Source organism: Candidatus Margulisiibacteriota bacterium (assembly GCA_041661965.1).
Classification (GTDB): domain Bacteria; phylum Margulisbacteria; class WOR-1; order O2-12-FULL-45-9; family XYB2-FULL-48-7; genus XYB2-FULL-45-9.
Map to the genome: position 1 here is coordinate 15,656 of JBAZTH010000004.1, position 23,715 is coordinate 39,370.

General features: G+C 52.8%; 29 protein-coding genes. 3 read left to right on the top strand and 26 right to left on the bottom strand.

Going from position 1 to position 23,715, the window contains the following annotated elements; translation table 11 throughout:
- The first annotated feature begins 50 nt into the window (after positions 1 to 50).
- Positions 51 to 572 carry a hypothetical protein gene (locus WC772_08495; protein MFA6170785.1) on the top strand — a complete coding sequence of 174 codons (522 nt, stop codon included), beginning with the start codon at positions 51 to 53 and terminating at the stop codon, positions 570 to 572.
- On the opposite strand, the gene WC772_08500 is transcribed toward WC772_08495, so the two are convergent.
- The 7 genes from WC772_08500 to ssb all read right to left on the bottom strand — a co-directional run bounded on the left by WC772_08500 (position 569) and on the right by ssb (position 5,073).
- Complete coding sequence (locus WC772_08500; GenBank protein MFA6170786.1) at positions 569 to 1,075, bottom strand: DJ-1/PfpI family protein; 507 nt, start codon at positions 1,073 to 1,075, stop codon at positions 569 to 571. The two genes, WC772_08495 and WC772_08500, sit on opposite strands and share 4 nt — an antisense overlap.
- A 227-nt stretch (positions 1,076 to 1,302) precedes the next feature.
- Entirely contained in the window at positions 1,303 to 2,427 is a 1,125-nt protein-coding gene (locus tag WC772_08505; protein MFA6170787.1) for a site-2 protease family protein, read from the bottom strand.
- On the bottom strand, positions 2,411 to 2,665 hold the full coding sequence (locus WC772_08510; protein ID MFA6170788.1) for a hypothetical protein: 255 nt from the start codon (positions 2,663 to 2,665) through the stop codon (positions 2,411 to 2,413). The genes WC772_08505 and WC772_08510 overlap by 17 nt, the downstream gene beginning before the upstream one ends.
- Positions 2,662 to 3,555 (bottom strand): LCP family protein, encoded by an 894-nt coding sequence (locus WC772_08515; protein MFA6170789.1) that lies wholly within the window; start codon positions 3,553 to 3,555, stop codon positions 2,662 to 2,664. Before WC772_08515 ends, WC772_08510 begins: the two co-directional genes overlap by 4 nt.
- Positions 3,555 to 4,214 (bottom strand): SagB/ThcOx family dehydrogenase, encoded by a 660-nt coding sequence (locus WC772_08520; protein ID MFA6170790.1) that lies wholly within the window; start codon positions 4,212 to 4,214, stop codon positions 3,555 to 3,557. The genes WC772_08515 and WC772_08520 overlap by 1 nt, the downstream gene beginning before the upstream one ends.
- A complete protein-coding gene (locus WC772_08525; GenBank protein MFA6170791.1) occupies positions 4,207 to 4,635 on the bottom strand; it encodes a hypothetical protein in 429 nt (142 codons plus the stop codon). Before WC772_08525 ends, WC772_08520 begins: the two co-directional genes overlap by 8 nt.
- 72 nt (positions 4,636 to 4,707) lie before the next feature.
- Complete coding sequence (gene ssb, locus WC772_08530; GenBank protein MFA6170792.1) at positions 4,708 to 5,073, bottom strand: single-stranded DNA-binding protein; 366 nt, start codon at positions 5,071 to 5,073, stop codon at positions 4,708 to 4,710.
- A 147-nt stretch (positions 5,074 to 5,220) separates the two neighbouring features.
- On the opposite strand from ssb, the gene amrB reads away from it, so the two are divergent.
- The gene (amrB, locus tag WC772_08535; GenBank protein ID MFA6170793.1) at positions 5,221 to 6,354 is read left to right on the top strand and encodes an AmmeMemoRadiSam system protein B; all 1,134 of its coding nucleotides are present in this window, start codon (positions 5,221 to 5,223) and stop codon (positions 6,352 to 6,354) included.
- Here the strand turns inward: amrB and WC772_08540 are convergent.
- On the bottom strand, positions 6,332 to 6,739 hold the full coding sequence (locus WC772_08540; GenBank protein ID MFA6170794.1) for a hypothetical protein: 408 nt from the start codon (positions 6,737 to 6,739) through the stop codon (positions 6,332 to 6,334). The genes amrB and WC772_08540 overlap by 23 nt on opposite strands.
- Entirely contained in the window at positions 6,736 to 7,968 is a 1,233-nt protein-coding gene (locus WC772_08545) for a glycosyl hydrolase family 8 (GenBank protein MFA6170795.1), read from the bottom strand. Before WC772_08545 ends, WC772_08540 begins: the two co-directional genes overlap by 4 nt.
- 67 nt (positions 7,969 to 8,035) lie before the next feature.
- Here WC772_08545 and WC772_08550 point away from each other — a divergent pair, with 67 nt between their 5' ends.
- Positions 8,036 to 8,530: an isoprenylcysteine carboxylmethyltransferase family protein gene (locus tag WC772_08550; protein ID MFA6170796.1), complete on the top strand. Its 495-nt coding sequence runs from the start codon at positions 8,036 to 8,038 to the stop codon at positions 8,528 to 8,530.
- Here WC772_08550 and glgP read toward each other — a convergent pair.
- From glgP to murB, 17 genes are all read right to left on the bottom strand, one after another.
- A complete protein-coding gene (glgP, locus tag WC772_08555; protein ID MFA6170797.1) occupies positions 8,523 to 10,514 on the bottom strand; it encodes an alpha-glucan family phosphorylase in 1,992 nt (663 codons plus the stop codon). The two genes, WC772_08550 and glgP, sit on opposite strands and share 8 nt — an antisense overlap.
- A gap of 599 nt (positions 10,515 to 11,113) precedes the next feature.
- Complete coding sequence (locus WC772_08560; protein ID MFA6170798.1) at positions 11,114 to 12,700, bottom strand: hypothetical protein; 1,587 nt, start codon at positions 12,698 to 12,700, stop codon at positions 11,114 to 11,116.
- A gap of 64 nt (positions 12,701 to 12,764) precedes the next feature.
- Positions 12,765 to 13,886 carry an MlaD family protein gene (locus WC772_08565; protein ID MFA6170799.1) on the bottom strand — a complete coding sequence of 374 codons (1,122 nt, stop codon included), beginning with the start codon at positions 13,884 to 13,886 and terminating at the stop codon, positions 12,765 to 12,767.
- A gap of 1 nt (position 13,887) precedes the next feature.
- Positions 13,888 to 14,607 (bottom strand): ABC transporter ATP-binding protein, encoded by a 720-nt coding sequence (locus tag WC772_08570; GenBank protein MFA6170800.1) that lies wholly within the window; start codon positions 14,605 to 14,607, stop codon positions 13,888 to 13,890.
- On the bottom strand, positions 14,604 to 15,383 hold the full coding sequence (locus WC772_08575; GenBank protein ID MFA6170801.1) for an ABC transporter permease: 780 nt from the start codon (positions 15,381 to 15,383) through the stop codon (positions 14,604 to 14,606). The genes WC772_08570 and WC772_08575 overlap by 4 nt, the downstream gene beginning before the upstream one ends.
- Positions 15,361 to 16,185 (bottom strand): NAD(P)H-hydrate dehydratase, encoded by an 825-nt coding sequence (locus WC772_08580; protein MFA6170802.1) that lies wholly within the window; start codon positions 16,183 to 16,185, stop codon positions 15,361 to 15,363. The genes WC772_08575 and WC772_08580 overlap by 23 nt, the downstream gene beginning before the upstream one ends.
- Positions 16,172 to 16,543 (bottom strand): holo-ACP synthase, encoded by a 372-nt coding sequence (gene acpS, locus WC772_08585; protein ID MFA6170803.1) that lies wholly within the window; start codon positions 16,541 to 16,543, stop codon positions 16,172 to 16,174. The genes WC772_08580 and acpS overlap by 14 nt, the downstream gene beginning before the upstream one ends.
- A 14-nt stretch (positions 16,544 to 16,557) precedes the next feature.
- Positions 16,558 to 17,472 carry a branched-chain amino acid transaminase gene (locus WC772_08590; protein MFA6170804.1) on the bottom strand — a complete coding sequence of 305 codons (915 nt, stop codon included), beginning with the start codon at positions 17,470 to 17,472 and terminating at the stop codon, positions 16,558 to 16,560.
- Positions 17,473 to 17,500: 28 nt separating this feature from the next.
- On the bottom strand, positions 17,501 to 19,048 hold the full coding sequence (locus WC772_08595; GenBank protein MFA6170805.1) for an arginine--tRNA ligase: 1,548 nt from the start codon (positions 19,046 to 19,048) through the stop codon (positions 17,501 to 17,503).
- Positions 19,049 to 19,225 carry a YtxH domain-containing protein gene (locus WC772_08600; GenBank protein ID MFA6170806.1) on the bottom strand — a complete coding sequence of 59 codons (177 nt, stop codon included), beginning with the start codon at positions 19,223 to 19,225 and terminating at the stop codon, positions 19,049 to 19,051.
- A gap of 1 nt (position 19,226) precedes the next feature.
- The gene (locus WC772_08605) at positions 19,227 to 19,517 is read right to left on the bottom strand and encodes a hypothetical protein (protein MFA6170807.1); all 291 of its coding nucleotides are present in this window, start codon (positions 19,515 to 19,517) and stop codon (positions 19,227 to 19,229) included.
- Between the two features lie 3 nt (positions 19,518 to 19,520).
- Positions 19,521 to 19,748: a hypothetical protein gene (locus WC772_08610; protein ID MFA6170808.1), complete on the bottom strand. Its 228-nt coding sequence runs from the start codon at positions 19,746 to 19,748 to the stop codon at positions 19,521 to 19,523.
- On the bottom strand, positions 19,749 to 20,609 hold the full coding sequence (gene pheA, locus WC772_08615; GenBank protein ID MFA6170809.1) for a prephenate dehydratase: 861 nt from the start codon (positions 20,607 to 20,609) through the stop codon (positions 19,749 to 19,751).
- Positions 20,584 to 21,042 (bottom strand): cytidine/deoxycytidylate deaminase family protein, encoded by a 459-nt coding sequence (locus tag WC772_08620; protein ID MFA6170810.1) that lies wholly within the window; start codon positions 21,040 to 21,042, stop codon positions 20,584 to 20,586. Before WC772_08620 ends, pheA begins: the two co-directional genes overlap by 26 nt.
- Positions 21,039 to 21,986, bottom strand: a complete 948-nt coding sequence (locus WC772_08625; protein ID MFA6170811.1) for a transketolase family protein — start codon at positions 21,984 to 21,986, stop codon at positions 21,039 to 21,041. The genes WC772_08620 and WC772_08625 overlap by 4 nt, the downstream gene beginning before the upstream one ends.
- Positions 21,983 to 22,825: a transketolase gene (locus WC772_08630; GenBank protein ID MFA6170812.1), complete on the bottom strand. Its 843-nt coding sequence runs from the start codon at positions 22,823 to 22,825 to the stop codon at positions 21,983 to 21,985. The genes WC772_08625 and WC772_08630 overlap by 4 nt, the downstream gene beginning before the upstream one ends.
- 4 nt (positions 22,826 to 22,829) lie before the next feature.
- Complete coding sequence (murB, locus tag WC772_08635) at positions 22,830 to 23,693, bottom strand: UDP-N-acetylmuramate dehydrogenase (protein ID MFA6170813.1); 864 nt, start codon at positions 23,691 to 23,693, stop codon at positions 22,830 to 22,832.
- Positions 23,694 to 23,715 lie beyond the last annotated feature (22 nt).

A 23,715-nucleotide genomic window follows, 5' to 3' on the forward strand; every position in this document is an offset into this window, starting at 1 on the left:
ATTAGCCGGCCATTCTTGCTATTATTCCATTGAAAATAGTGAGGTGGACCATGATAAAAAAGAAAGCAAAGAAAAGCGCCAAAAAACCAACCGCAAAAAAGAAAGCTCCCAAAAAACTTAAAAAGGCGGCTAAACCAAAGGGGCCAAAGGTCCTCGGCAAGATCACCCACATTTTCGACAAGATCTCCGTCGCGATCATCAAGGTCGCGGCCCCAATTAAAGTCGGCGATTACATCCAGATCAAGGGGACGACCACCGATTTCAAGCAGAAGGTCGATTCGATCCAGATCAATCACAAGAACGTCCCGATGGTCAATAAAGGAGCGGAGATCGGCCTAAAGGTCAGCAGTCAGGTCAGGGAAAATGACGTCGTTTACGCGGCTGAAGAAGAAACTCATTTAGTGGTCGCGCCGCAACCAAGCTACCCCATGATCCAGCCGATCAGACCGGTAACCGCGGCGCCGCAACCTAAGCCGATCATGCCGCCGGTCAGACCGATTGTTCCGCTGACACCCAAGCCCGTGGCTCAACCAAAACCGGGCTATGATAATACAAAGTTCTTGAAGTTCTAAGAGAGGGCGGTCACAATAGCGGAGCCAAAACGCCGGGCGTTCCCCGGACCATCGGCGGTAATAATATTTCCATCAACTTCCAAACCCCGGGCGTTATAAATAGCTCCGGCCGCTTTCAAGCGTTCCGCTTCACCCGGGAAAACGGTCGCTTTTTTACCTTTTAATATCCCGGCTATCCCTAAAATTGCCGCCGCGGAACAGATCCCGGCGGTCACTTTCCCGGCAAGATTGAACGCGCGGACCAAATTGAGGACCCGCTCATCCTCATAATAATCATAACAACCCGGTCCGCCAACCAAGACCAAGGCATCATAATCGGCCGCCTGAACATCATCCAGGAGCAGATCAACCTTAGTTTTTAAGCCAAGTTTACCGGTCGCGGTCCCCAGCCGCGTCGAAGCGACCGTCACGCCAATCCCGGCTTTTTCCAACTCCTCGCGCGGCTGCTGGTACTCTTCGTCGCGGAATTTTTCGAAGGCAATAATAAATAAAGCTTTTTTCATGGTTATTTTATACCCCTCATCCGTTAACTGCTGCAACAGCCCTCATCCAAGTAATTCTTAAACAAATACTTTTTCTTTCCAACCTTCTCCCAAAGGGAGAAGGAGTGGTTCTTTTCATCAACAAACTCTCAATTCCCTCTCCCAGACTGCGTAGCAGTCGTTGGGAGAGGGCTGTTAAGCACTGACTAAACTAGCCGCTCCTACTCGGGTGAGGGCCGTAATAATTCCTATTTTTCTATTTTCGACCGTAGATCGAGGAGCCGCATGATGTCCCGCTGGGAAATGATCCCGACCAATTTTTCCCCTTCGACCACCAACAGGCGGCCGAATTCATTGTTCGTCATTTTCGCGAGGCACTCCATGATCTGGGCGTCGCCCTGGATCACCAGCGCGTCGCTAACCGGGATCATGACGTCGCGGACCGAATACTGCGGCCACTTGTCCTGGTCCAGTTCTTTGATGAGATGGACGGTGACGATCCCGAGCAGGTTATCGTCTTCGATGACCGGAAAAGAAATGTAGCGAAGTTTAAGGAAATAGTCGTTGACCAGGCGGTCGACCGCCAGGGTCGGGGGGACGGTAACCAGTTCTTTGCTCATGATATTTTTCGCCATGGTCCCGCTCAAGAAGCGGCGCATCAGGACCTGGCGGTAGCTCGCTTCGGCCGATTCCTGGACGAAATAACCGATAAAAATGAACCAGAGCCCGTTGAGAAAAAGACCGGCAAAGACCAGAAAAAAGCCATAGGCCATGATGAGGAAGGCAAGCGCGCGGCCGATCCCGCTGGCGATCCGGGTCGCCCGGCTTAGGTTCCCCATGATTTTCCAAAGGATCGAACGGAGGACCCGCCCGCCGTCAAGCGGAAACCCGGGTATCAGATTAAAAAGAGCGACCGCCAGATTGACGATGAAAAGATAATTGGACATCGAAATAACGTAGCTGGGAACATTATAGCGAAGCAAAAGCTGGGTCAGGAAAAAGAAAAATAATCCCAGACCGAAGCTCATCAGCGGGCCGGCGATCGCCATTTTAAATTCGACCCACGGGGTCTCCGGTTCTTTTTCCAGGTGAGCGATCCCGCCGAAAATAAAAAGAGTAATGCCGTGGATCGGCAGATCGTTGCGCATCGCGACCACGGAATGGGAAAACTCGTGCGCCAGCAGGGAAGTAAAGAGCAGGAGCGACGAGACGACCGCCATCATCAGGTAGGCCGGATAGTTCAAACCGGGATCGGTCTCGGGAAAATATCCGCCGGCCAAGGTAAAGATCACCAGGGCGAAGACGATGAACCAGGTGTAATTTATTTCGACCGGGATATCAAAAAGAGTTAAGACCTTAAACGTTTTTTTCATAAGTAAAAGCGTCGATGATGCCGTAGACCCAGAGGAGGATCCCGGCGATCGAGGCCAAGCCTAAAGCGATCAGCGCCAATAAGCCGTTGAAGATCAGCGCGGCGTAAATCGAGATCGGGAAAATAAAATAAAAAGCGAGCATCATTTTCAAGCCTTTGGCCCCTTCGCCGCGCAGGACCTGGCCAAGACCGACCACGAAAAAAGAGGCCAGGGCGGCGAGCAGGCGGTCTTTTTTCATCGGAAATGAGCCTCCAGGATCCGGTCAAGGTTCTGCCGGTCAACCACCAAAGACGAGCCGACCCCCTGAATATCCTGGGGCTCCCCGGAAGCGGTAAAGGTTGTGACCTCGCCAGGGCCGAGCATCCGGGTAAAGTTCAGGATCCGGATCATACTGCCAAGCGACAAATTGGTATCGATATGCTGGCGGCCGATCTCCAGGCCGACCGGCGCTTTCAGGATATTGTCCGGGCTGGCAAATTCCTTAAAAAGGGCCAGGATAAAATTCTGCTGGCGGGTGATCCGGCTCAAGTCCCCGTAGGTATCGTGGCGGAAGCGCAAGTACCCCTCGGCTTCTTTCCCGGACAACTTCTGCCACCCCTTTTTCAGGTTGATGTAGAGCTGCTGGGCGTTATCGGTGTAATACATATCCTTATCGACGTAGATATTGACCCCGCCGAGCAGGTCGACTAAGGCGACCGCCGCGTTCGGATTGACCAGCAGGTGCTTATCGATCTTCAGCCCGGTCAATTTATAGAGCGCCGCTTTGACCGCGTCGGTCCCGCCGAAAACATTGGCGGCGTTGATCTTCTGATAACCGTAATCGGGCAGCTCGACCAGAGTATCGCGGGGGATGGAAAGCAGGGTGATCCGGTAATGAACGGGATCGATCCGGGCAATGATGATCGTGTCGGTCCGGCCTTTCATGTCGACGATCCTTTTACCGGTAAAACGATCGTAGTTCATGTCCATTCCGAGGATCAGAATATTGACCGGGACCCGGAGCGAACCGATCCGCAGGATCGGCGGAACCAACCGCGGCATAAAAACGTTGGCGTAAAAATAAAGGATCCCGCAAAAAAGCGTGGCGAGCGCGAGCAAGCGGTATGAATCGAGTTTTTTTCTGTTCATTATTGTTCCGATTTGGGGTAACCGACCGGGATGATATAAAACGGATCGCGGGTCTCGGGGAGTTCCAGGACCTTGGCGACAACGTCGTCCCAAAAGGCGCCGACCGAGACCGAGGCCAGTCCCAGGGCGACCGCCTGTAAATGGATATTCTCCGCCGCGTGTCCGACCTCCATGTTTATGTAACGGTAGGAACGCTGGCCGAATTTCGCCTGGGAGATCCTAAAGTTGCCGCAGACGATGATCACGCAGGGGGCTTCGCCGATGAATTGCTGGCCGAGCGAGGCCCGAACGATCGCGGTCCGGCGGTCTTCGCCGGTCACTTCGACCAGCTTATGGCCGTCGGGAATGTATTCATAGACGCCGTCTTTTTTGGCAACGTACAAGTTGAGCGGGTAAAGAGAGCCGGCCGACGGCGAGGCCCGAAAACCCCAGCTCTTTTCCGTGATCCCCTGCGCCGACCAAAGGATCTGGGAGAGTTGTTCCAGGCTTAGGTCGTTGGGATAAAAACTCCGCCAGGAACGGCGGCGGAAGATCGATTCCTCAACCGACATCTTGCCGATGATCTTCGGTTCGGGAAGCTTGATGAACTTCTTCTCGGCCGCGGCCAGGTCGGCCGCCAGCGCTATCAGCAAAAAGGTAAATAAGATCTTCTTAATCATTAATAGCTAGTTTAAATTTAGCCAGGACGCTGTTGCCGCCCCGGTCGACGATCGTCCCGACATAGATCCCGTTGCCGATCAAGGTCCCGTCATCCGCCCGGCCGTTCCACTGGATCTTGTTGATCCCCGCCGAGCCGCCTTCGGTCCCGGCGTTAAAGGAAAGCTTTTTTATAATATCGCCGCTGACCGCGATGATAAAGATATCGATATCGGTGTCTTCCGAGAGCCGGTACTGAATGACCAGGTTTTTATCGGCGGCCAAGCTGAACGGGTTGGGGTAGACCAGCGCCTCGCCGACCACCCGGAGCGGTCCGCCGATCACTTCTTCCGATGGAGAATGGGTGAAAGGGACACTGCCCATGGCGTTGAGCGAAGAGGTGAGGAACAGGAGCAACAGGCCGGCCAGAATATTTCGCGTCATGGAAAAATACTAGCATATTACCGCCCAAGAAAAAAGCCCCGAATGCGATGGGTCGCACCCGGGGCTAAGCGACTAAACCTCGATCAGTTCGGTCTCTTTTTCGGCCGCTTTATTTAATTTGGCATCAAGCATTTGCATCTCATCAACGACGACTTCGGTGGCGCTTTTCTTTTGTCCGTCTTTTCCTTCATAGCTCCGGATCTGAAGCCGGCCTTCCACCGCGATCAGCCGCCCTTTTTTCAGGTACTCGCCGCAGATCTTGGCCAGCGAACCGAACGCGACGCAATTGATAAAATCAACTTCTTCCACCCCTTGCTTGTTCTTGCCGCGATTGATCGCCAAACGGAAGGAAGTAACCGCCACTTCCTTGTTGGTGTAGCGGACCTCCGGATCGGCGACCAAACGGCCGGCCAGGATCGATCTGTTTAATCCACGCATATCTTCACCTCCTTTGTCTTGCTGACCCGGACTGCCAGGTGCCGGTCAGCAACTCACCGCGTTATCAGCAATTCTATTGCCAGAAGAAGAGGGGGGCTTTTACTTTGGCGCTGACGAAATACCGTTGACGCGTGTTATAATTCGGCCATGAAAATACGTATTTTAATTTCAATTATGTTGTTGTTTGCTTGTTCTTTCGGCGAAGTCAGAAAAGCGGCGGTAGCCGGTGATTTTTATCCCGCCGATAAGGATGAGCTGACCCGGGTTTTGATCGACAACCTCAACAGCGTCCCTTTTGGTTTGCCATCGGAAGAGATCACCGCCGTTATCGTTCCGCACTCTGGCTCCCAGTTCTCCGGGCAGGTCGCGGCTTACGCTTATCGCCAGCTGGTCGGACGGACCTTCAAACGGGTTATCATCCTCGGCTCGAGCCGCCAGGCCGATTTTGCCGGAGCGGTCGTCCCCAAAAGCGACGCTTTCGAGACGCCGCTCGGCCAGGTGCCGATTGACAAAGAGGCGGTCAAAGGGCTGGTCAAATCGTCACCCGATATTCGCTACGATGACGCGGTCCACCTCAAGGAGCAGGCGATCGAGGTCCAGCTCCCGTTCCTGCAGGCGGTCCTGGGTGACGATTTCCAGATCGTCCCGATCCTCTTCGGCCAACCATCTCTAAAGAGCTGTCAGGCGGTGACGAAAGGGCTCGCCCCGCTGCTCGACGAAGAGACTCTGGTCGTGGTCAGCGCCGATTTGTCCCAAAACGACCTGGAGGATTTGGTTAAAGCGTTCGATGCCGGTACAACTTCAACCTGCGCCGCGCCGGCGATCGGGACCTTGCTACTGCTGGCCCCGGAACTCGGGACCACCCGGATCGATATATTGAAGACGGCGATCGTTTTCCGGGCGGTCGTAACGCCGCTGACCCAAGACGATAAGAAGGCCCTCCTTAAACTATCCCGCCAAACCCTGGAAGAGGCGCTGGACGGCAAGTCAACCTCTCCCTTCAAGCCGAACTCGAACGCTTTAGCCGAGCGGCGAGGGGTTTTCGTTACCTTAAAAAAACACCGGGAATTACGGGGGAGCAGCGGCTACGTCCAACCGGTCAAACCGCTCTATCAGGCGGTCCAGGAGATGACCCTGAACGCCGCGCTGCATGACGATCGTTTCCCGCCGTTGACCAAGGCGGAACTAAAAGACGTTGAAGTGGAGATCTCGGTCCTCTCGAAGCTAAAAACCGCCGAGACCTTCGGCGAACTGGCGGCTAAGTTTTTCTGGAAGATGTAAACCCGCAACCGGGAAGAAAACACGGCTTCTTAAAATAATCGAGCAGGGGATAATTGCGGCAAAGGGGAGGGCGCCAGAAATAATTACCGCAACGGCCGTCCGCCCGTTGTTTGAGACAGCGAAAGACAAGCGCCGGGGCTTCCCGATCAAAACGGATAAATTCAAAAGCAAAAAGCCAGGCGAACCAACGCCGAAAAAAACCGACAAAGAGCCGGCTGCGGGCCTGGCCGGGGGTCATGGAGAGATAGATCTCCTTGCAGCATCGGCCGCAACAAAGACAACGGCCGCTTCTTTGCCAGGCGGTCGGAAATATTTTTCGCAGAGCCTGCATCACCGCGTTATCGATCACCCAAAGCATAATGATCGCTCGTTTGACGATCGTCACGGTCTAACTGGACCCGACCAGAACCACTGGTTTTCCCCCTCGGAAGTCTTCCATAAGTTCGGCATATGACCGGAAACAATGATCAGGGAGACCAGCCGGATCGTATCGGCGTAATAGCCGCCTTTTTCTCCCGTATTCATCTGGACGAGGTAGGCGTAGAGCTTATCGAGCCAAGGTTGGTACTCCTCCGCGACCATCGCCGCCACGCAGAACGGACCGACAAACGCGGCATTGCTGTATTTACCGATCGGATTACCGTCAACCGAGTAACCGTCGGCAATCGCTTCCGGGTGGTTGTCGGTCTTGTCCATGATCCAGTTGGAAAGCCGCTTTAAGTAGAGGTCGCTTTCGCCGTTCCAGAGATAGTCGAGCCCGATCTTGAGCGGAGTAACGCAGGCGTTATAGGTGTAATCGTAGCTTAACTGGGTCTCATCGCCGGTCGAGGTACACCAGTCAGGGTATAGTCCGGTCGTGTAGCGGTCGGCAAAAAGGGAGTAAAGCTGATCGGCATTTTCGCTGACTTTTTGCCAACGGTCATCGAACTTCGCCCAGGTCTTGTAATAAGCGGGGGAGTAGTAGGAGGGGTTGGTCGCGCCGGAACCGCCCCAGCCGGCCGCCGGTTTTAAAACATAAGAAAAAGGCTCAACCTCATGCTTCATGATGTTCGCAATGATCTTTTTGGCCTCCGCCAGATAATCGATCGCGCCGCGGCTTCCCCATTGGCGGTCGGCAAACAACAGCGCCATGGCGACATTCTGGTCGGCGTCGGTCGCCGAATCCTTTTCCAGCGCTTCGCCGGTCCGGCTAATCTTCCAGGCCATCAGACCGGTCCCGTTCATGTTCCGTTTGTAATACATCCAAAAACCGTCGAAATATCTTTTGGTCGGGTTCTTCCGGTTCTCCATCAAAACGGCGATCAGCATTCCCCAGCCGATCCCCTCGGAAACCGTGTCGTAATCGTAAAGCGAGCCGCGGTGGACCCGGTATTCCTTGTTGGGTCCGCCTTCTTCCGCGACGTAATTATGCAGCCAGTCTTCATAAGCGGAAAGGACGTTAAGGAGGAGTGTTTCGTCCGGAATCCGGGGACTGATCCCGTAGCGGTATTTAACGACTTGGGGGAAGGGGACCTTCGGCATCGTCCTGGCATACGCCCAATAGGCGGTCAGCATGACCAGCGCCATAATAACGATCGTTAACGTCCGTAAAATTAATGTTCTGTTCGGTGACATTCTTTTGCTTGTGCGCTTGTGGCCTCGGTGTTATTATACAATATATAATATTCTTTTGGAGGACAAAATGTTAATTCAGCTGATCTTGGTCTTTCTTTTCCTGCTCAATCTTGCTTTTTTCTGGTTTTTCGTTTACGGACGAAAATTCCCCGGTTATAAATATCTTGGGATCGCGCTTTTTCTTATTTTGCCGCTGATCTCTGTCTTTTTCGATCAGCCGCGATTCGATCTTGATTACTTCTGGTGGTACGTGGCCGGTTATCTGCTGGCGGCGACTGGAGTCGTTTTACTTGTCTGGGCGCGCCGCGAATTAAAAGAGGGAGAAATTCTGGTGACGAGCGGCCCATACGCCTGGCTCCGCCATCCGCAATATCTCTCCTGTATCTTTATTTTTGTCGGTTGGTGGTGGATCTTCGCGGCGGTCTATTCATTTTACTTCGGCATGTTTATCCTGGGACTGATCTGGATCGAAGCCTGGCTTGAAGAACGGTTCCTGATGGATAAATTCGGGAAAAAGTTCACCGCTTATCGGGCGGAAACCGGGATGTTCTGGATTAAATAAGATTCCAAATCTTATCGTTGTATTCCCTGATCATCCGATGAGTGGAGAAAAAAGCGCTTTGCGCGACGCAGTTGATCATCATGTCTACCCATTCCGACCGCTCTAAATTCTCTTTGGCTGTTCCGTAATATGTGGCCGCCATTTCTTCCAGCGCTTTGTATAAGGCTTTAGAATCCTCATCCAGTTTCAGATCGCTTTCATTGCCAATCTCTCCCGGCGGTGGTACGTAGCCAAAGATCTTTCCGATCCCTTTATCGGCCGCTTCCACGACCCAGCCGTCCAGCGTGCTCAATTGCAAAACGCCGTTCAAGATCGCTTTCATCCCGCTGGTCCCGGAGGCTTCAAACGGCGGCAGGGGGTTGTTCAGCCAAACATCGACCGAATTGGTCAGCAGCTTGCCGAAATAAGTATCATAGTTCTCCAGGAAGCAGATCCGAAGAAGCTTCCGTTCACCATTGAGCAGGGTGATCTTTTCCAGCATCTCATCCATATGGATCGAAGCGGGGACATCGGCCGGATGCGCTTTGCCGGCAATAACGATCTGCAGTTGGCCGTATTTTCGGGCGATCTCGATCAAACGATTCGGGTCCTGAAGTAACAAGCTTGGCCGTTTGTAAGGAGCAATGCGGCGAGCCCAACCGATCGTAAAAGTATTATGGTCAAAATACCAATACTCAAGCATTTTTGCCAGAACTTGCTTATTATCTTGATGCGCCCGCCAAAGATCTTTACGGAATTCGTTGTTATTTCTTAAATTAACGACATTTTTAAGCAATGTTGGATCAGCTTGCCAATCGCCAATCTGCGTCTGATATTTGTCAAACAAGGCCTTAAAGGAGTCCGATAACCAGGTAAAAGTGTGAATTCCATTGGTAATACTTTGAATTTTCTCTTTAAATTCAGGAAATTGCAGCCGGGTCACTTCGCCATGCTTTTGCGCGACAGCGTTAACATGGCTGGAGGTTGTCATCGCTAATTGAGTTAAATTGGCAACGTTGTAGTTTTTATGGTCACGGCCATATTTTTTGACTATTTCTGTCCCTTCAGGACCAAGGGCGGCGGCAAGTTCCTGCATATCAAAGCGATCATGGCCGGCTTCAACGGGAGTATGGCAAGTATAAGCAAAGTTGTTTTTTAGGCTTTCCGGATCGGTATTTTTGGCTTTTTCCACAAAAGCAAAGGCGGCATGGCCTTCATTCAAATGGTTCTTGTTTATGGCGTATTTTAAGGAATTACAAGCGTTAACACCCCCCATGCCCAGGATCATTCTTTGCGCAATCTTGATCCAGGAATTAGAGCTCCGGTAAAGCTGTTCAGTCAGTTCTTTAAAGTATTCCGGGTTCTCATCAAGGTTGGCATCAAGCAAAACTAACGGCACGACATTTTTCTGATCATGGGAAAAAACATAATACTTCCACAGCTTTAAGGTCAGCGGTTGGCCGCTTAAGGTGATCGTGATTTTGTTCTTTAAGGGGATCAAACCTGGATATGTATCCGGGTCCCAGGCAAGCTTTTCCGGCAATTGGCCGCCGGCCCGAAACCAGAATTTCTGCTTAAAATAACCTTTATGCCACATGATGCCGATACCAGACAGCGAGATCCCCAGATCGGCTGCCGATTTCAAGCTATCGCCGGCCAAAACACCAAGCCCGCCGCTATAGATCGGCAGATCGAGCAATTTATTAAGCGGCAGGTTCAAATGATGGTAATAATCCATATCTTTCATGTTAGAGAAGACTTCGTGGCGCGAGATCTTATTTTGCGGGCTGATCGGATTAACGGTCTTGAAAGTATGATAAACGCTTGGCGCCAGGCCAAACTCCATGGAGTAATAAGCAATCGAAGCGGTCTGCTGATCGCGCAGACGTTCTTCGGCTTTAATGATCGATTCTATGGGATAACCAAAAAACTCACGATCGTTGATATCTTTGAGGTATTTATCAGAGGTATCTAGCTGCGATAATTCAATAAATTTATTACGCATTGTCTCGTACCTTTCAAATATTTATTAAGGCAAGTTGATTATAAATTAAATCTTCCAAAAGAGCAAATAGAAAAGGACGAAAGCTTACAGCCATAAGCGTACAGCACTAAGCAAGCAAAATTATATGCGTTTCGATAGGGGAGACTGAAAAACAGTTACGCAACTAAACGAATAAACACAAAAGTGGAGACCAGCGTGCGCTTTTTCAAGCTTAGCGCTTTCCCGCTGAGAGCTTATAGCTTCCCCTTGTTTATTAATCCTGTGGAAAAGCCCAAGGTGACGATATTTTCCGCACCCCAGAGCCTTAAATCGAACCATCATCACCCCCTCGTAAGTATACATAAGATATATTATGCGACATGGCAATTGGGTTGTTTTTTAGCTGTTTAAGGCTCTCCGGATCGCTGGTTTGGGCATAATGTCCCGCGCTTGTTTGATAACCGCGCAATAAATTACGCGGTTATTTTTATATCAACGGCCTTTAACCGTGTACTTTAGTGCACGGTTAAAAAGTATAATTGCGCAGTTTGAGCAACAAGCCACGAAAAGTCACGTAACCTCCCCTATTGAAAAACGGAAATCGAAAACAGTGGTTTGATTTAAAAAGCGAGCTCTTTCTTCATGATCCCCAGCTCCCAAAGTTCCTGCCGGCGGTCGTGGCGGAGAATAACATAGCCGTCATCCAGGGCTTTGATTCCAATATAACTGATCTCATTAAATAATCCGCCGGCGGCAAGATCATAGAGCCAAAGGTTGCCGCCAACGAACAGATCGGTCCGCAGGTAAAGATCGAGCGAAAAGCTGTCTTTCAGCCGGCCGTATTCTTCGAAATAAAAAGGACTCAAACCGCTGTCGGCCAGCGACTTTGTCAGCACCGCTTCATATAATAGAAAATCCAAGATCGGTCGCCGGACGGTCAAGGCACTTGTGATCCGAGTCCGGGTCGCGGTCCCCGGCTTGTATTCATCATGCTGATAATCAAGGGATAAGAAGGCTTTGTTCACGTAAGGCTGGATAAACTGGGTTTCCAGGTAATAGGAAAAATTAAGATCGGCCCCGGTCCGGAAATAACTCCGGTCAACTTCCTGCGGCAAGGCGCTCTCCGGATAGATCTTCTTTTCCTTAATTTGGCCGTAGGTCAAGGTCGGCACAATCGTGTAAAGATGATCGAACAACAAACCTTTCAACCGGCCGCTCGCGGTCAGATCATAACCGCGATCGATGATGCTCCGGTTGATCTCCTCATTAAAACTGTAATCGGCCCCGATGATCAGCCGCGGTTCGATCCCGGCGATATTCCTGACCAGCTCATTTTGACCGGTAAAGCTCCGGCCGTTGCCCTTCGGATCCTCATAATAATTGTAGACATATGAGGCTTTCCCCTGGGCCGGCGACCGCTGCCAACCGGCCAGATCGAACCGGAACTGTTGATGATCGGAAAGCCGGAAAATCTGCTGGACCTCGGCCCCGCCGCCGTCAAAATCGGACAATCGCAACGCCAGGTCGCCGAACCATCGCGGATTGAAAAAATAATGGCTGTGGACCGCCCCCTGCGCGCCATGAAAAATATCTTTCGCCCCTTCCAGCGCCGGAAACGGCAGTTCAAAATATTTCCGCCGCCGGTCATTAAGATATAAAGGGAGGTAATAGATCGGGAGCGAAAAAAACCTTAAAACATTGCCGCGCGCCAGCGTGTAACCGGGATAGATCTCAACCCGGCTGGAATCAAAACTGAAGATCGGATAATTCAGAGGGGAAGTCGTGACCTGATCGGCGACGATCTTCTCGCCGAAAAATTGGACCCGCTTCCCCTTCAGATAGGCCGAAAGATAACCGAACTTCAGGCCTTCGCCGGCGTATTCGCCGGTCCGGGAATTGATCCGGAAGTAATCGCCCTCAAGCGAATATTGTTCATAGCTCCCTTTAAAATTGGCCAGTTCGATCTCGTCCTGGTCATAGCTGATCCGGTCGGCTTTAAGCTTTAGCCGGTCGTAAGCCAGATCAACACCCAGTTTTTTGCTCCGGTCAAAGATGATCTTTTGGCCGTTATAACTGGAGGCTTCGGGGCCCTTGATCGTCAATAAACCGGCCGGCAGTCGGCGGGAAAATTCGGCTTGCGCAAAAGCGGGGAAATAAAGCAGTCCTAAAATAACCGCGCAATAAATTACGCGGTTATTTTTTATCAACGGCCTTTAACCGTGTACTTTAGTGCACGGTTAAAAAGTATAATTACGCGGTTAACTGACCGGATTAGAATAATTTACCACCCTGCGGTTTAACTCTGATCCCGAACATGAAATTGCTATTGGCGCTGTTCAAGAGATCGTCGGCCTGGAAAAGCAGGTCGAGATAATCGACCAGCTCCCGTTCATAGCCGATCCGGAATTTGGGCATGTTCGGCCGCGGATTATTAAGATCATAAATATCGGCGATCACGTTATTGTTGGCCCCCGGCTTAAAGACAAACCCGCCGCCCAGCTGGCTGTTGATCATCCCGAGGCGGAAACTGACGTTGTCGGACATTTTACTGGTAAAGAGAACGTCAAGGACCGACATCTGCCGGGTCGGCCCCTCGCCTATCCCGACCCGATAGTAAGTCTTATCCCCCTGCAGGATATCGACGTCGCCGCGCACCGCGTTGGCCCTGGTGCCGATATCCACTCCGCCGGAGCTCCGCATATTGATCCGGCCGAAATTATCGAAAAATTGGTTGGCTGAAGTAAGGGTCTTTTCGGTTTCCCGGATCGTCCCTTTGATATTCTCCTGGAAGCGCGGATCGGCGACGACCTCCTTGATCCCTTTGTTGGTCTCGCGGAGCTCTTCGGTCAGGCGGTTGAGGTTCTTGGTGATCTCATCGGCCATAACGACCATGCTGACGATCGAGTGCTGAAGCTGGGGATTATCGACCATCTTGCGGATGCTTTCTAAGATCAGCTTGCTCTCCTGAAGGTTTTGAGAGCCGATGTCGATGAAGTCGACGATCCCCGCCGTCGTTATCCCCGGTATCGCCATTCCGGACACATAAACTTCAGCGGAACTGCCGGGCCGGATCTCCATATATTTCATGCCGACCAAACCGTCATAAGCGACCCGCAGGGTCGAATCGGCCGGGAATTTGATGTTTTGGTTGACGACGCAGAAGATGCGGATGTCGGCCGGGCCGGGATCGATACGCATTACTTTGCCGACCCGAAAACCGCGGTAGCGGACCTCGGCGCCGATGGTCAAGCCTTCGACGTTCTGAAAAGTGCCGACCATCTGGTAGCCTTCGCGGACCAGCAAGAGGTCGGTCTTCCAGATCACGACGGCGGCCAGCACGAGCAGCGCCATGATGGTAAAGGCTCCGACTTTGGCGACCGATGTTTTTGACATTCTAGAGTCCCCCCGTGATGAACTTTTTCACCACTGGATTCGTCGATCGCTTCGTCTCTTCCGGCGAACCGATCGGAATGAACTTTCCGTCATGGACCATGACCACGTCGTCGGCGACCCGATAGACCGTTTGCAGCACGTGGGTCACCACGATCGAGGTCACGCCCTGTTTTAATTTTATCATTAAATTTTCAATCGCGACAGAGGTTATCGGGTCAAGTCCGGTAGTCGGTTCGTCGTACAAGATAATGGTCGGATTAAAAGCGAGCGCCCGGGCGATGCAAACCCGTTTTTGCATGCCGCCGGAAAGTTCGGCCGGCATCATCTCCTCGATCCCCTCGAGCTCCACCAGCTTCAGTTTTTCTTTGACTACCTGGGCGATCTTCTCTTCCGTAAAAGCTGAATGTTCCCTTAGCGGGAAAGCCACGTTCTCATAAACGCTCATGGAATCAAAAAGGGCGGAACTTTGAAAGATAAACCCGATCTTTTTACGGATCGCGATCCAATCATCCTCGTTAAGGCCGGTGAGCTCAACACCGTTAAGGTCGATCGTCCCGGCGGTCGGCTCTTCCAGCCCGGTGATCAGCTTCAGCAAGGTGCTCTTGCCGCAGCCCGAAGGGCCGATGATCGCCAGAGAGCGGCCGTCCCGGACGTCGAGACTGACGTTTTCCAAAACTTTCAGTTCGCCGAAATATTTAGTTAGATTCTTTAATTTGATCATTTAAAAAATAAGATCGACAAAAAATAATTGACCACGAACAGACTAATCAGCGTCGTCACGACCGACGAGGTCGTCGACTCCCCTACCCCTTTGGCGCCGCCGTAAGTGTGGAGTCCGCGGTAGCAGGCGATGATCGCGATGATCATCCCGAAGACCACCGTTTTCAGCAAACCGCCGTAGAGGTCCCAAAGCATCAAGAGCCGGCGGGCGTTGGCGATGTATTCCACCGGATTGACCTTGCTGACATAGGTCGCGACCAGGTAGCCGCCGACAAAACCGATGACATTGGCAAAGATCGTCAGGAGCGGGAGCATCGTCATGGCGGCCAGGAAGCGCGGGATGACCAGGTAGCGGACCGGACTGCTGCCGAACGCCCGGAGGGCGTCGATCTGCTCGGTCACTTTCATCGTGCCGATCTCGGCGGTGATCGAAGCGGCGACCCGGGCGGCAACCACGATCCCGGTGATCGCCGGCCCCAGCTCGCGGGCGATGCCGATCCCCATGACCCCGCCGACATAATTGCCGGCGCCGAACTTCACGAACTCGCCGGCGATCTGCACGGCAAAGACCATCCCGACAAAGGCCGAGGTCGTAAGAGCCAGCGGCAGGGACTCAACGCCGATCTTGACCATCTGATCGATCGTCAGCTTGACGTTGACCTTGCCGCGAAAAATATCGCGGACCACCGCCCAGGCTAAAAGAGAGATCTTGCCGACCTCTTCCAGCAAAGCCAGGCTCCGATAACCGATATTTTCAGTTACTCTGGCGTATGGCATAAGGTATTTTCTCGATCACGTCGGTAGCGATCAAGCCGTATTCTCCTTTATCTTTGGCCGCGAGGTCGCCGGCCAAGCCGTGCAATCCGACCCCGTTAACCGCCGCCTGCCGGGCGGACAAACCCTGGGCGCAGAAGCCGGCGATCATTCCGGTCAGGACATCTCCCGTTCCAGCCGTCGCCAGCCCGGGATTGCCGGTCTTGTTCACATAAGTGTTGCCGGAAGGATCGGCCACGACCGTCCGCCGGCCTTTTAACACCAGAAGGCAATTATAACGATGGGCAAATCCGGCCGCGATCTCCAGCCGGTTCCGTTGAATTTCTTCAACGCTCAAGCCGCTCAAGCGGGACATCTCTCCCGGGTGCGGGGTCAAGATCAAGTTAAGGTCCAGCGCGGCTAATTTCTCCGGCCGGCCGTTGTAGACGGCCAGAGCATCGGCATCGAGAACGATCGGCGAAGGAAAACGTTTTTTACTTAAATAGTTGAGGATCTTTTCGGCGATGACGCGGCGCTCCGAAAGGCCCGGCCCCAAGGCAAGAGCGGTAAAATTAAAGGGGAGCCGTTCAAAATCCCTTAGGCCATCGACCCCAAGGGTGATCAGTTCCGGGGCGGCGCAATTAACCTGGTCGGCACAACGATCGGGAACGGCTAAATAAACCAGACCGGTCCCGGAACGGATAGCGGCCCGGCCGCAAAGCAAAGCGGCGCCGAGCATTCCTCTCGATCCGGCCAAAACAAAAAGCCGGCCAAAATCCCCTTTATGCGAATCGGCCCGGCGTTTCGGCAGATCAACTTTCAACATAGACCGACGCCACCGCGTAATCGCGGCTGTGCGAGAGACTAAGGTGGACGTGTTCGAGGATCTTCCCCTGATACGCGAGGTGCGGTTTGCCGTCGCGATTGTTGACGACTTCGACATCCAGCCAGCTGATCCCCCGGTTGGAGCGGCCGAAACCTTTGATCCCGGTGCCGATCGCTTTGGAGTAGGCTTCCTTGGCGGCAAAACGGACGGAAAGTTCGGGGACCTTGTATGCTTTCTGGCGGCGGCAATAACCAATCTCGGCCGGAGAAAAAACCCGGCGGAGGAAATTGTCTCCGTAATTTTCAACCGCGCGCTTGACGCGTTCGATCTCGATTATATCGATCCCGATCCCTTTCACTTGTCCCCTCCCCATCAATAAACCGGCGTACTCCAATCAGCATATTTCGGATTATCGCCGCGCGCCGCTTTGAAGTAAAGGTCCTGGATCTTTTTGGTGATCGGCCCGATCACTCCCCCCGAGATCACCGCCTCATCAACCTGGGCGATCGGCGCGATCTGCGCGCCGGTCCCGCAGAAAAAGAGTTCGTCGGCGGTGTATAATTCCGCTTGCTGGATCCGGCGTTCCACGGTTTTGAGGCCGAGCTCGTCAGCCGCGAGCTTCATGACGCAGACCCGGGTGATCCCCGGCAAGATCGTCTCCGAAAGCGGCGGCGTGATCAATTGGCCGTCCTTGACCATGAACAGGTTCTCGCCGGAACCTTCGGCGACCGTTTTCTCGTGCGAAAGAAGGATCGCTTCGTCAAAACCCTTTTCCAGCGCTTCCGCTTTAGCCAGGGAAGAGTTAAAGTAAGTCCCGGTCATTTTCGCTCCTTGAGGGGCCGACTTAGCCGAGATCCGCCACCAGGATGAAACGCAAACTTTGATCCCCTTGCTGATGTCGAGATAGTTGCCGAACGGCGACATGAACATGCAAAAATCATCTTCGATCCCGATCAGTCCCAGACCGATCTTTTCCTGGGATTTGTAATAAAGCGGCCGGATATAGACATCTTCCTTGTACCCGTTCTTTTTCGCCAATTCGACCGTGATGTCGCACAGCTGGTCAAGAGTATATTTTATCTCCGATTTCAGCCCGAGATTGACCGAGCGCTGCAGCCGTTCGTAATGTTCGCGGAGCTTGACGATGAACATCTGGTTTTTATCGGCGTTCCAATAGCCGCGAATCCCTTCGAACACCCCGGTCCCGTAATTGAAAGCGTGGGTCATGATGGAGATTTTAGCCTGGTCGAAGGGGACAATCTTGCCTTTAAAAAACGCGTATTTCATAAAACCCTCTCTTTACCAACCCGCGACTTCACATCGTTTCCGGAGCCGTGATACCAAGTAATTTTAACACATTGCGTAATGTAATTCGAGTCGCGTCGGCCAGATATTCCCGCGACGGATTGCCCAAGACCTTGCACTGTTCGTAAAATGAATGGAACTGCGTCGCCAGCTCCTTGCCGTATTCGCAGATCCGGTGGGGATGGCGCAGCTGCGCCGCGTCAAAAACCACCTCGGGCCAGCGGATCAGTTTCATAATCAACTGCCGCTCCGCCGGCGTGCTTAACTCGCTGATTTTAACTTCCGCTCCGTTCCCCATTCCCTTCCTGGTTATCCCGCAGATCCGGGCGTGACCGTATTGCAGGTAAAAGACCGGATTATCGCTGGAGCGTTTCTTGGCCAGCTCCAGGTCGAAATCAAGATGGGAATTGACGTCGGTCGCGGCAAAAAAGAAACGGGTCGCGTCGGCCCCGGTCTCTTCGACCACTTCCTGCAAAGTGATCATCTCGCCGGTCCGCTTGCTCATCCGGACCTGTTCGTCCCCCCGGAAGAGGGCGACCAACTGGCCGATAATGATCTCTAACTTTTCCGCCGGCAAACCGAGCGCCTTAAGGGCCGCTTTGAGCCGCTGAACATAACCATGGTGGTCGGTCCCCCAGATATCGATCATCAGATCATAGCCGCGGTTGAATTTATTCAGATGATAAGCGACATCGGCGGCAAAATAGGTCGGTTTTCCGTCTTCCCGGACCAGGACCCGGTTCTTATCGTCGCCATGTTCCTGGGACTTGAACCAAATCGCCCCTCCTTCTTCAAAGGTCTGGTGATTTCGTTTTAGTTGTTCGACCGCTCCCCTGACCAGGTTCTGATCATGAAGCTCATTTTCAAAAAAGAACCGGTCAAATTCAACCCGGACCAAAGCCAAAATTCTTTTTTGTTCATCGAGATTAAAGTCAAGCATCTCACCGATCGTTTCGCCTTTGATCTCTTTAACGTACGCGCCGCCATAGCCATTTTCCGGGACCGGCTGGCCGGCGCGCGACGCAACAACCGAAGCGTAGAGCTTGTCGACCTGGTTGCCCACATTATTAACGTAAAACTCTTTTTCCACCTTATAGCCGACGGCGGAAAACAGCCGGGCGATGCAATCGCCGACGACCGCCCAGCGGCCGTGCCCAACATGGAGCGGTCCGGTCGGATTAGCGGAGACATACTCCATCAGGATCGAGCGGCCTTGATAATGGCGGCTATTTCCCCAGGCTAGGTCAAGAGCAACAATCTCTTTCAACCGGGCCTCGATCGCCTGATCGGTCAGGAAAAAGTTGATGAAGCCGGGGGGAACGATCTCGATCTTGGCGAAATGTTTTCCCTGGTCGAGCTTTTCGATCTCGGCAACCAGTTCCTTGGCGATCTGAAGCGGCGCTTTCTTTAAGGTCTTGGCGTTGACGATGGCGACGTTGGAAGCGTAGTCCCCCAGCTCTTTACGCGGCGGGACCTCAACTTTAAAGTTGACCGTCTCATTAACACCAAGGAGGCCTAAGGCCCCCTTGATCGAAGATTCGATGGTGGATCGCAGCATTTATTGGTTTTCTTTCAAATTCTTTTTGATCTCGTCGAATTTTTCTTTCCCTTTTTCCAGGGATTCTTTTAATTTGGCCCTGGTCTCCTCGCCTTTACCCGGAGCGAACAACATCCCGCCGATCGCGCCCAGGATCCCGCCGATCGCAAACATTTTGAACAATCTTTTTAAACCCATCTTAATCCTCCTTATTATCTTTTAAGAATACATTAAGCCCTTTGCGCAGACCGCCGACAAAAGCGGCAATGGTCGTGTTTTTAGTCCACTTTTTTTTCGAACCGCCGAACGCGCCGAAGATCATCGTCACCGCGTCGAGGAGCGAGGTGATCGCCAGGACCTTCGCCCTGATCTCGCAACTCATTTTACGAACATCAAGCAGGATCAAAACAATCTGGACCATCGCCACGGTCATGGCCAGAAGCAATAAAACCCCGCAAAAGATCAGGATGTTGATCAAAACCTCGTACATCTCTTAGCCTCCTTCAAATTCTTCTTCGATCCGTTCCGCTTCTTCCAGGCCGGCGGCAAAGGCCTCGCCGAACCGATCGACAACCTCACCCAAATTAAAATCATGGACCTTGGACTTGATAAGCGCTCTGGTCTCGTCGCTGATCGACGACGAAAGCATTAGCCCCATGATCCCGCCGATCAAGCCGCCGGCAAGCAGACCGACCAATAAGCCGTCTTCTTTTTCGGGCATTTAAGTTCCTCTGGGAAAGGAACCGAGCAGTTTCAGGAACGAGGTCTTCTTTTTGATCTTGCCCAAAACTTCCCGGATCTCCGGATCGCCGCGATGCCCCTGCATATCGAGAAAGAAATAATAATCACCCAGCGACTTTTTCGACGGCCGGGACTCGATCTTGGTCAGGTTGATGTTGCGGCCGGCAATCTCCGCTAAAACGTCATGCAACCCGCCGGGGCGGTCTTTGGCGATCGAAAAAGCGATCGAAGTCTTGTCGTCGCCGGTCCGGGAATGGTCCTTTTTCGCCAGCACGATAAACCGGGTCTTATTATCTTTAGCATTGATCTTAGAAGCGATGATATTCAAACCGTAAAGCGCGGCCGAAGCCTTGGTCCCGATCGCGGCAAAGACGCTCCCTTTGACCTTGCCGTGAGCAATGATCTTTTCCCCCAGCGAAACCGCGACCTGCCGGACGGCATCGGACGAACTGTAGGACAAATGAAGCTTAACCTTTTTAATTTTCCGGCGTAAAAAATCCCGGCATTGGTCGAGGACCGGCGGATTGGAGATGACATCGGTCACTTCCTGGAGCTTGATCCCTTTCTGGGCGATCAGGTAATGATGGATCGGCATGACAAATTCAGCTTTGATCCGGAGGTCGACTTCTTTGACCAGCATGTCGGTGACGACCCCGATCGTCCCTTCGATCGAATTCTCGATCGGCACGACCGCCTCATCAATTTTGCCGCGGTCAGCGGCTAAGAGGAGTTCGGAAAAAGTGGCGTAAGAGATCAGGTCGGCGTTTTTCAGTTTTTTGACGTATAAGAGACCGGCTTCTTCGCTGTTGGTCCCTTCAGGCCCGAGGTACCCTACTTTCATATTTAACAACCTCCAACTTGGAATCCTTCAGCATTTCACTTGCCAGAGCGTCGGGATAGCCGCCTTCATAGACCAGTTTCACCAGTCCGGCATTAATGATCATCTTAACACAGATGACGCAGGGCTGAAAGGTGCAGTAGAGAGTCCCGCCTTCGATCTTAACCCCGTGCCAGGCAGCCTGGATTATAGCATTTTGTTCGGCATGGAGACCGCGGCAAAGTTCGTGCCGCTGACCGGAAGGGATATCCATCTGTTTGCGGATGCAGGTTTCAGCGGTGCAATGCTTGAAGCCGCGGGGCGCGCCGTTATAACCGGAGGCGAGGATCCGTTTGTCTTTGATAATGACCGCGCCAACGCTCCGTTTGACGCAGGTCGCCCGTTCGGCCACGTCATGCGCGATCTTCATGAAATAATCGTCCCAGGAGGGCCTCATTTTTTCCTTTTTAACACAGCGCGGGCAGCTTTTTCTATCGCTTCAGCGGTTAAACCGTATTTAACCAGCAGCTCGTCCGGCTTGCCGGATTCGCCGAAAACGTCTTTCAAGCCGACCCGAACCATCGGAACGACGCAATTCTCGACCAGGACTTCGGCCACGGCGCCGCCGAGTCCGCCGAGGATCGAATGTTCCTCGACCGTCACAACCGCCCCAGTCTTAGCGGCGCACTCGACGATCAGTTGTTTGTCTAACGGCTTGATAGTGGAAAGGTTAACAACCTGCGCTTCGATCCCCTTCTTGGCCAGCTCTTCGGCGGCATCAAGAGCGGTCGCGACCATAATGCCGCAGGCAAAGATCGTCAGGTCTTTTCCTTCTCGCAGAATAAAGCCCTTACCGATCTTAAAGGTGTAGTTTTCATCGTTGATGATCGGCGTTTTAGGTCGGCTCAAGCGGATATACATCGGTCCGTGGAATTTAGCCGCTTCGCGGATAACCTTTTCGGTCTCGACCGAATCGGACGGGACCACGACCGTCATGTTCGGAATAACCCGCATGATGGCGATGTCTTCATTGGCCTGATGGGAAGCGCCGTCTTCCCCGGTCACGATCCCGGCGTGAGTAACGACGATCTTAACGTTAGCCCGCGTATAGGCGACCGACAAACGGACCTGGTCCCAGGCCCGGCCGGAGCCAAAGACGGCAAAGGTCGAAGCAAAGGCGATCTTGCCGCAGGCGGCTAAGCCGGCCGCGGTCCCGATCATATCTTGCTCGGCAACCCCCATATTAAAGAAACGATCCGGGAACAATTTCCCGAACTCCGCCGTTTTGGTCGAAGCGGAAAGATCGGCGTCCAGGACCACGACGTTCGGGTTCTCTTTCCCCAGCTGGGCCAAGGCTTTGCCGTAAGCGTCGCGGGTGGCGGCTAATTTCTTTTCGCTCATTGTTTACTATCCTCTATTTTACAAAGTTCGCAAAGAGCCTGTTTTTCCTGCTCCGGGGTAGGGGGTGAGCCGTGGAAGCTTAGCGGCGCCGCTTCCATGAAGCTGACCCCTTTTCCTTTAATAGTGTCGGCAATTATTACGGTCGGCTTCCCCTTGATCTTCTTAGCGCTATCCAGCGCGCTGATCAGCGCTTTGATCGAATGGCCGTCACAGCGGATCACGTGCCAGCCAAAAGCTTTCCATTTATCCTCAAAAGGATTGATGTTCTTGATATCCTCGACCTTGCCGTCGATCTGATATTTATTGTGGTCGACGATCGCGGTGAGGTTATCGAGCTTGCGGTGACCGGCGGTCATCGCCGCCTCCCAGATCTGCCCCTCCTGGCATTCGCCGTCACCCATCAAACAGTAGACCCGGTAATCTTTTTTGTCCAACCGCCCGGCCAGCGCCATCCCATTGGCGGCAGAGAGCCCCTGCCCGAGGGAACCGGTCGACATCTCAATCCCGGGAAGCGAGAGCATATCGATATGCCCCTGGAGCGAACTCCCCATCTGACGGAGGGTTTTGAGATATTTGGCCGGAAAATAGCCGGCTTCAGCCAGGGCGGAATACAAAACCGGAGCGGCATGCCCCTTGCTCATCACAAAACGGTCCCGCTCGGTCCAACCGGGATCTTTGGGATTATGTCTTAAAGTGTGGAAATAAAGGACGGTGATGATATCGGCGGCCGAAAGCGAACCGCCCGGGTGTCCGGAAGAAGCGGCGCAGGTCATTTGGATCACGTGTTTGCGCAAAACAGCCGCTTTTTCTTGTAATTTTTTTATCTCGTCGCCGCTCATTTCGTCATTCTACCATAATTTTAATCTCGGGCTCAAGGCAAACTTTAAACTTGTCCTGCACCGCTTTCTGCAGTTTGGTCATCAGCTTTAAGATATCACGGCTCGAAGCCTCGCCTAGATTAACGATAAAATTAGCGTGCTTTTCCGAGACCTGGGCGTCGCCGCAGCGCAGGCCTTTACAGCCAGCCGCCTCCAGCAATTGTCCGGCCGCTTTTTTGTTTGGGTTCTTGAAAACACTGCCGGCATTCGGGATCCCCAGCGGCTGTTTAACTTTTCGCTGGGCCAGATATTCCTGGATCTTCTGGCGGCTCGCTTTGGCCGAACCGCTTTTCAACTTAAAAACGGCTTCCACCACCGTCAGCCCCTTTTTTTCAACTCCGCTCTTGCGGTAGCCGAAGCCCAGCTCCTTTTTTTTCAAAAGCTGTTCCTCGCCGTTCCGATCGATCACTTTAACGTATTCCAGACAATTTGCGATCTCCCGCCCCCAGGCCCCGGCATTCATGACGACCGCTCCCCCAACCGTCCCCGGGATCCCGGCTAAAAATTCCAGGCCGATAAGATGACGGCGCAGGGCCGCCTGGACCAACTGCGGCAAATAAACCCCCGCTTCGGCATGAAGCAGGTTATCCTTGAAATAGATCCGTTTTAAGCCGCCGGAAAGTTTAATGACCAACCCGCGAAACCCCTTATCCAGCGCCAGAACGTTGGTCCCGGCGCCAAGAATAGCTCGTTTAAGTTTCTTCTCTTTAGCGTAAGCGATCGCTTCGGCCAGCTCCGCCTGGTTCTTGGGAGCGCAGAATAACCGGGCCGGCCCGCCGATCCGAAACGAGGTGTGTTTTTTTAACAATTCATCTTTAAGGTATTTCATCTTTATTTGCAAGCTTACAGCA

What these genes read in the sequence shown, in the direction of transcription:
- WC772_08495 (MFA6170785.1), top strand. Translation starts at nt 51, where the DNA reads ATGATAAAAAAGAAAGCAAAGAAAAGCGCCAAAAAACCAACCGCAAAA.
- WC772_08500 (MFA6170786.1), bottom strand. Translation starts at nt 1,075, where the DNA reads ATGAAAAAAGCTTTATTTATTATTGCCTTCGAAAAATTCCGCGACGAA.
- WC772_08505 (MFA6170787.1), bottom strand. Translation starts at nt 2,427, where the DNA reads ATGAAAAAAACGTTTAAGGTCTTAACTCTTTTTGATATCCCGGTCGAA.
- WC772_08510 (MFA6170788.1), bottom strand. Translation starts at nt 2,665, where the DNA reads ATGAAAAAAGACCGCCTGCTCGCCGCCCTGGCCTCTTTTTTCGTGGTC.
- WC772_08515 (MFA6170789.1), bottom strand. Translation starts at nt 3,555, where the DNA reads ATGAACAGAAAAAAACTCGATTCATACCGCTTGCTCGCGCTCGCCACG.
- WC772_08520 (MFA6170790.1), bottom strand. Translation starts at nt 4,214, where the DNA reads ATGATTAAGAAGATCTTATTTACCTTTTTGCTGATAGCGCTGGCGGCC.
- WC772_08525 (MFA6170791.1), bottom strand. Translation starts at nt 4,635, where the DNA reads ATGACGCGAAATATTCTGGCCGGCCTGTTGCTCCTGTTCCTCACCTCT.
- ssb (MFA6170792.1), bottom strand. Translation starts at nt 5,073, where the DNA reads ATGCGTGGATTAAACAGATCGATCCTGGCCGGCCGTTTGGTCGCCGAT.
- amrB (MFA6170793.1), top strand. Translation starts at nt 5,221, where the DNA reads ATGAAAATACGTATTTTAATTTCAATTATGTTGTTGTTTGCTTGTTCT.
- WC772_08545 (MFA6170795.1), bottom strand. Translation starts at nt 7,968, where the DNA reads ATGTCACCGAACAGAACATTAATTTTACGGACGTTAACGATCGTTATT.
- WC772_08550 (MFA6170796.1), top strand. Translation starts at nt 8,036, where the DNA reads ATGTTAATTCAGCTGATCTTGGTCTTTCTTTTCCTGCTCAATCTTGCT.
- glgP (MFA6170797.1), bottom strand. Translation starts at nt 10,514, where the DNA reads ATGCGTAATAAATTTATTGAATTATCGCAGCTAGATACCTCTGATAAA.
- WC772_08565 (MFA6170799.1), bottom strand. Translation starts at nt 13,886, where the DNA reads ATGTCAAAAACATCGGTCGCCAAAGTCGGAGCCTTTACCATCATGGCG.
- WC772_08570 (MFA6170800.1), bottom strand. Translation starts at nt 14,607, where the DNA reads ATGATCAAATTAAAGAATCTAACTAAATATTTCGGCGAACTGAAAGTT.
- WC772_08575 (MFA6170801.1), bottom strand. Translation starts at nt 15,383, where the DNA reads ATGCCATACGCCAGAGTAACTGAAAATATCGGTTATCGGAGCCTGGCT.
- WC772_08580 (MFA6170802.1), bottom strand. Translation starts at nt 16,185, where the DNA reads ATGTTGAAAGTTGATCTGCCGAAACGCCGGGCCGATTCGCATAAAGGG.
- WC772_08590 (MFA6170804.1), bottom strand. Translation starts at nt 17,472, where the DNA reads ATGAAATACGCGTTTTTTAAAGGCAAGATTGTCCCCTTCGACCAGGCT.
- WC772_08595 (MFA6170805.1), bottom strand. Translation starts at nt 19,048, where the DNA reads ATGCTGCGATCCACCATCGAATCTTCGATCAAGGGGGCCTTAGGCCTC.
- WC772_08600 (MFA6170806.1), bottom strand. Translation starts at nt 19,225, where the DNA reads ATGGGTTTAAAAAGATTGTTCAAAATGTTTGCGATCGGCGGGATCCTG.
- WC772_08605 (MFA6170807.1), bottom strand. Translation starts at nt 19,517, where the DNA reads ATGTACGAGGTTTTGATCAACATCCTGATCTTTTGCGGGGTTTTATTG.
- WC772_08610 (MFA6170808.1), bottom strand. Translation starts at nt 19,748, where the DNA reads ATGCCCGAAAAAGAAGACGGCTTATTGGTCGGTCTGCTTGCCGGCGGC.
- pheA (MFA6170809.1), bottom strand. Translation starts at nt 20,609, where the DNA reads ATGAAAGTAGGGTACCTCGGGCCTGAAGGGACCAACAGCGAAGAAGCC.
- WC772_08620 (MFA6170810.1), bottom strand. Translation starts at nt 21,042, where the DNA reads ATGAGGCCCTCCTGGGACGATTATTTCATGAAGATCGCGCATGACGTG.
- WC772_08625 (MFA6170811.1), bottom strand. Translation starts at nt 21,986, where the DNA reads ATGAGCGAAAAGAAATTAGCCGCCACCCGCGACGCTTACGGCAAAGCC.
- WC772_08630 (MFA6170812.1), bottom strand. Translation starts at nt 22,825, where the DNA reads ATGAGCGGCGACGAGATAAAAAAATTACAAGAAAAAGCGGCTGTTTTG.
- murB (MFA6170813.1), bottom strand. Translation starts at nt 23,693, where the DNA reads ATGAAATACCTTAAAGATGAATTGTTAAAAAAACACACCTCGTTTCGG.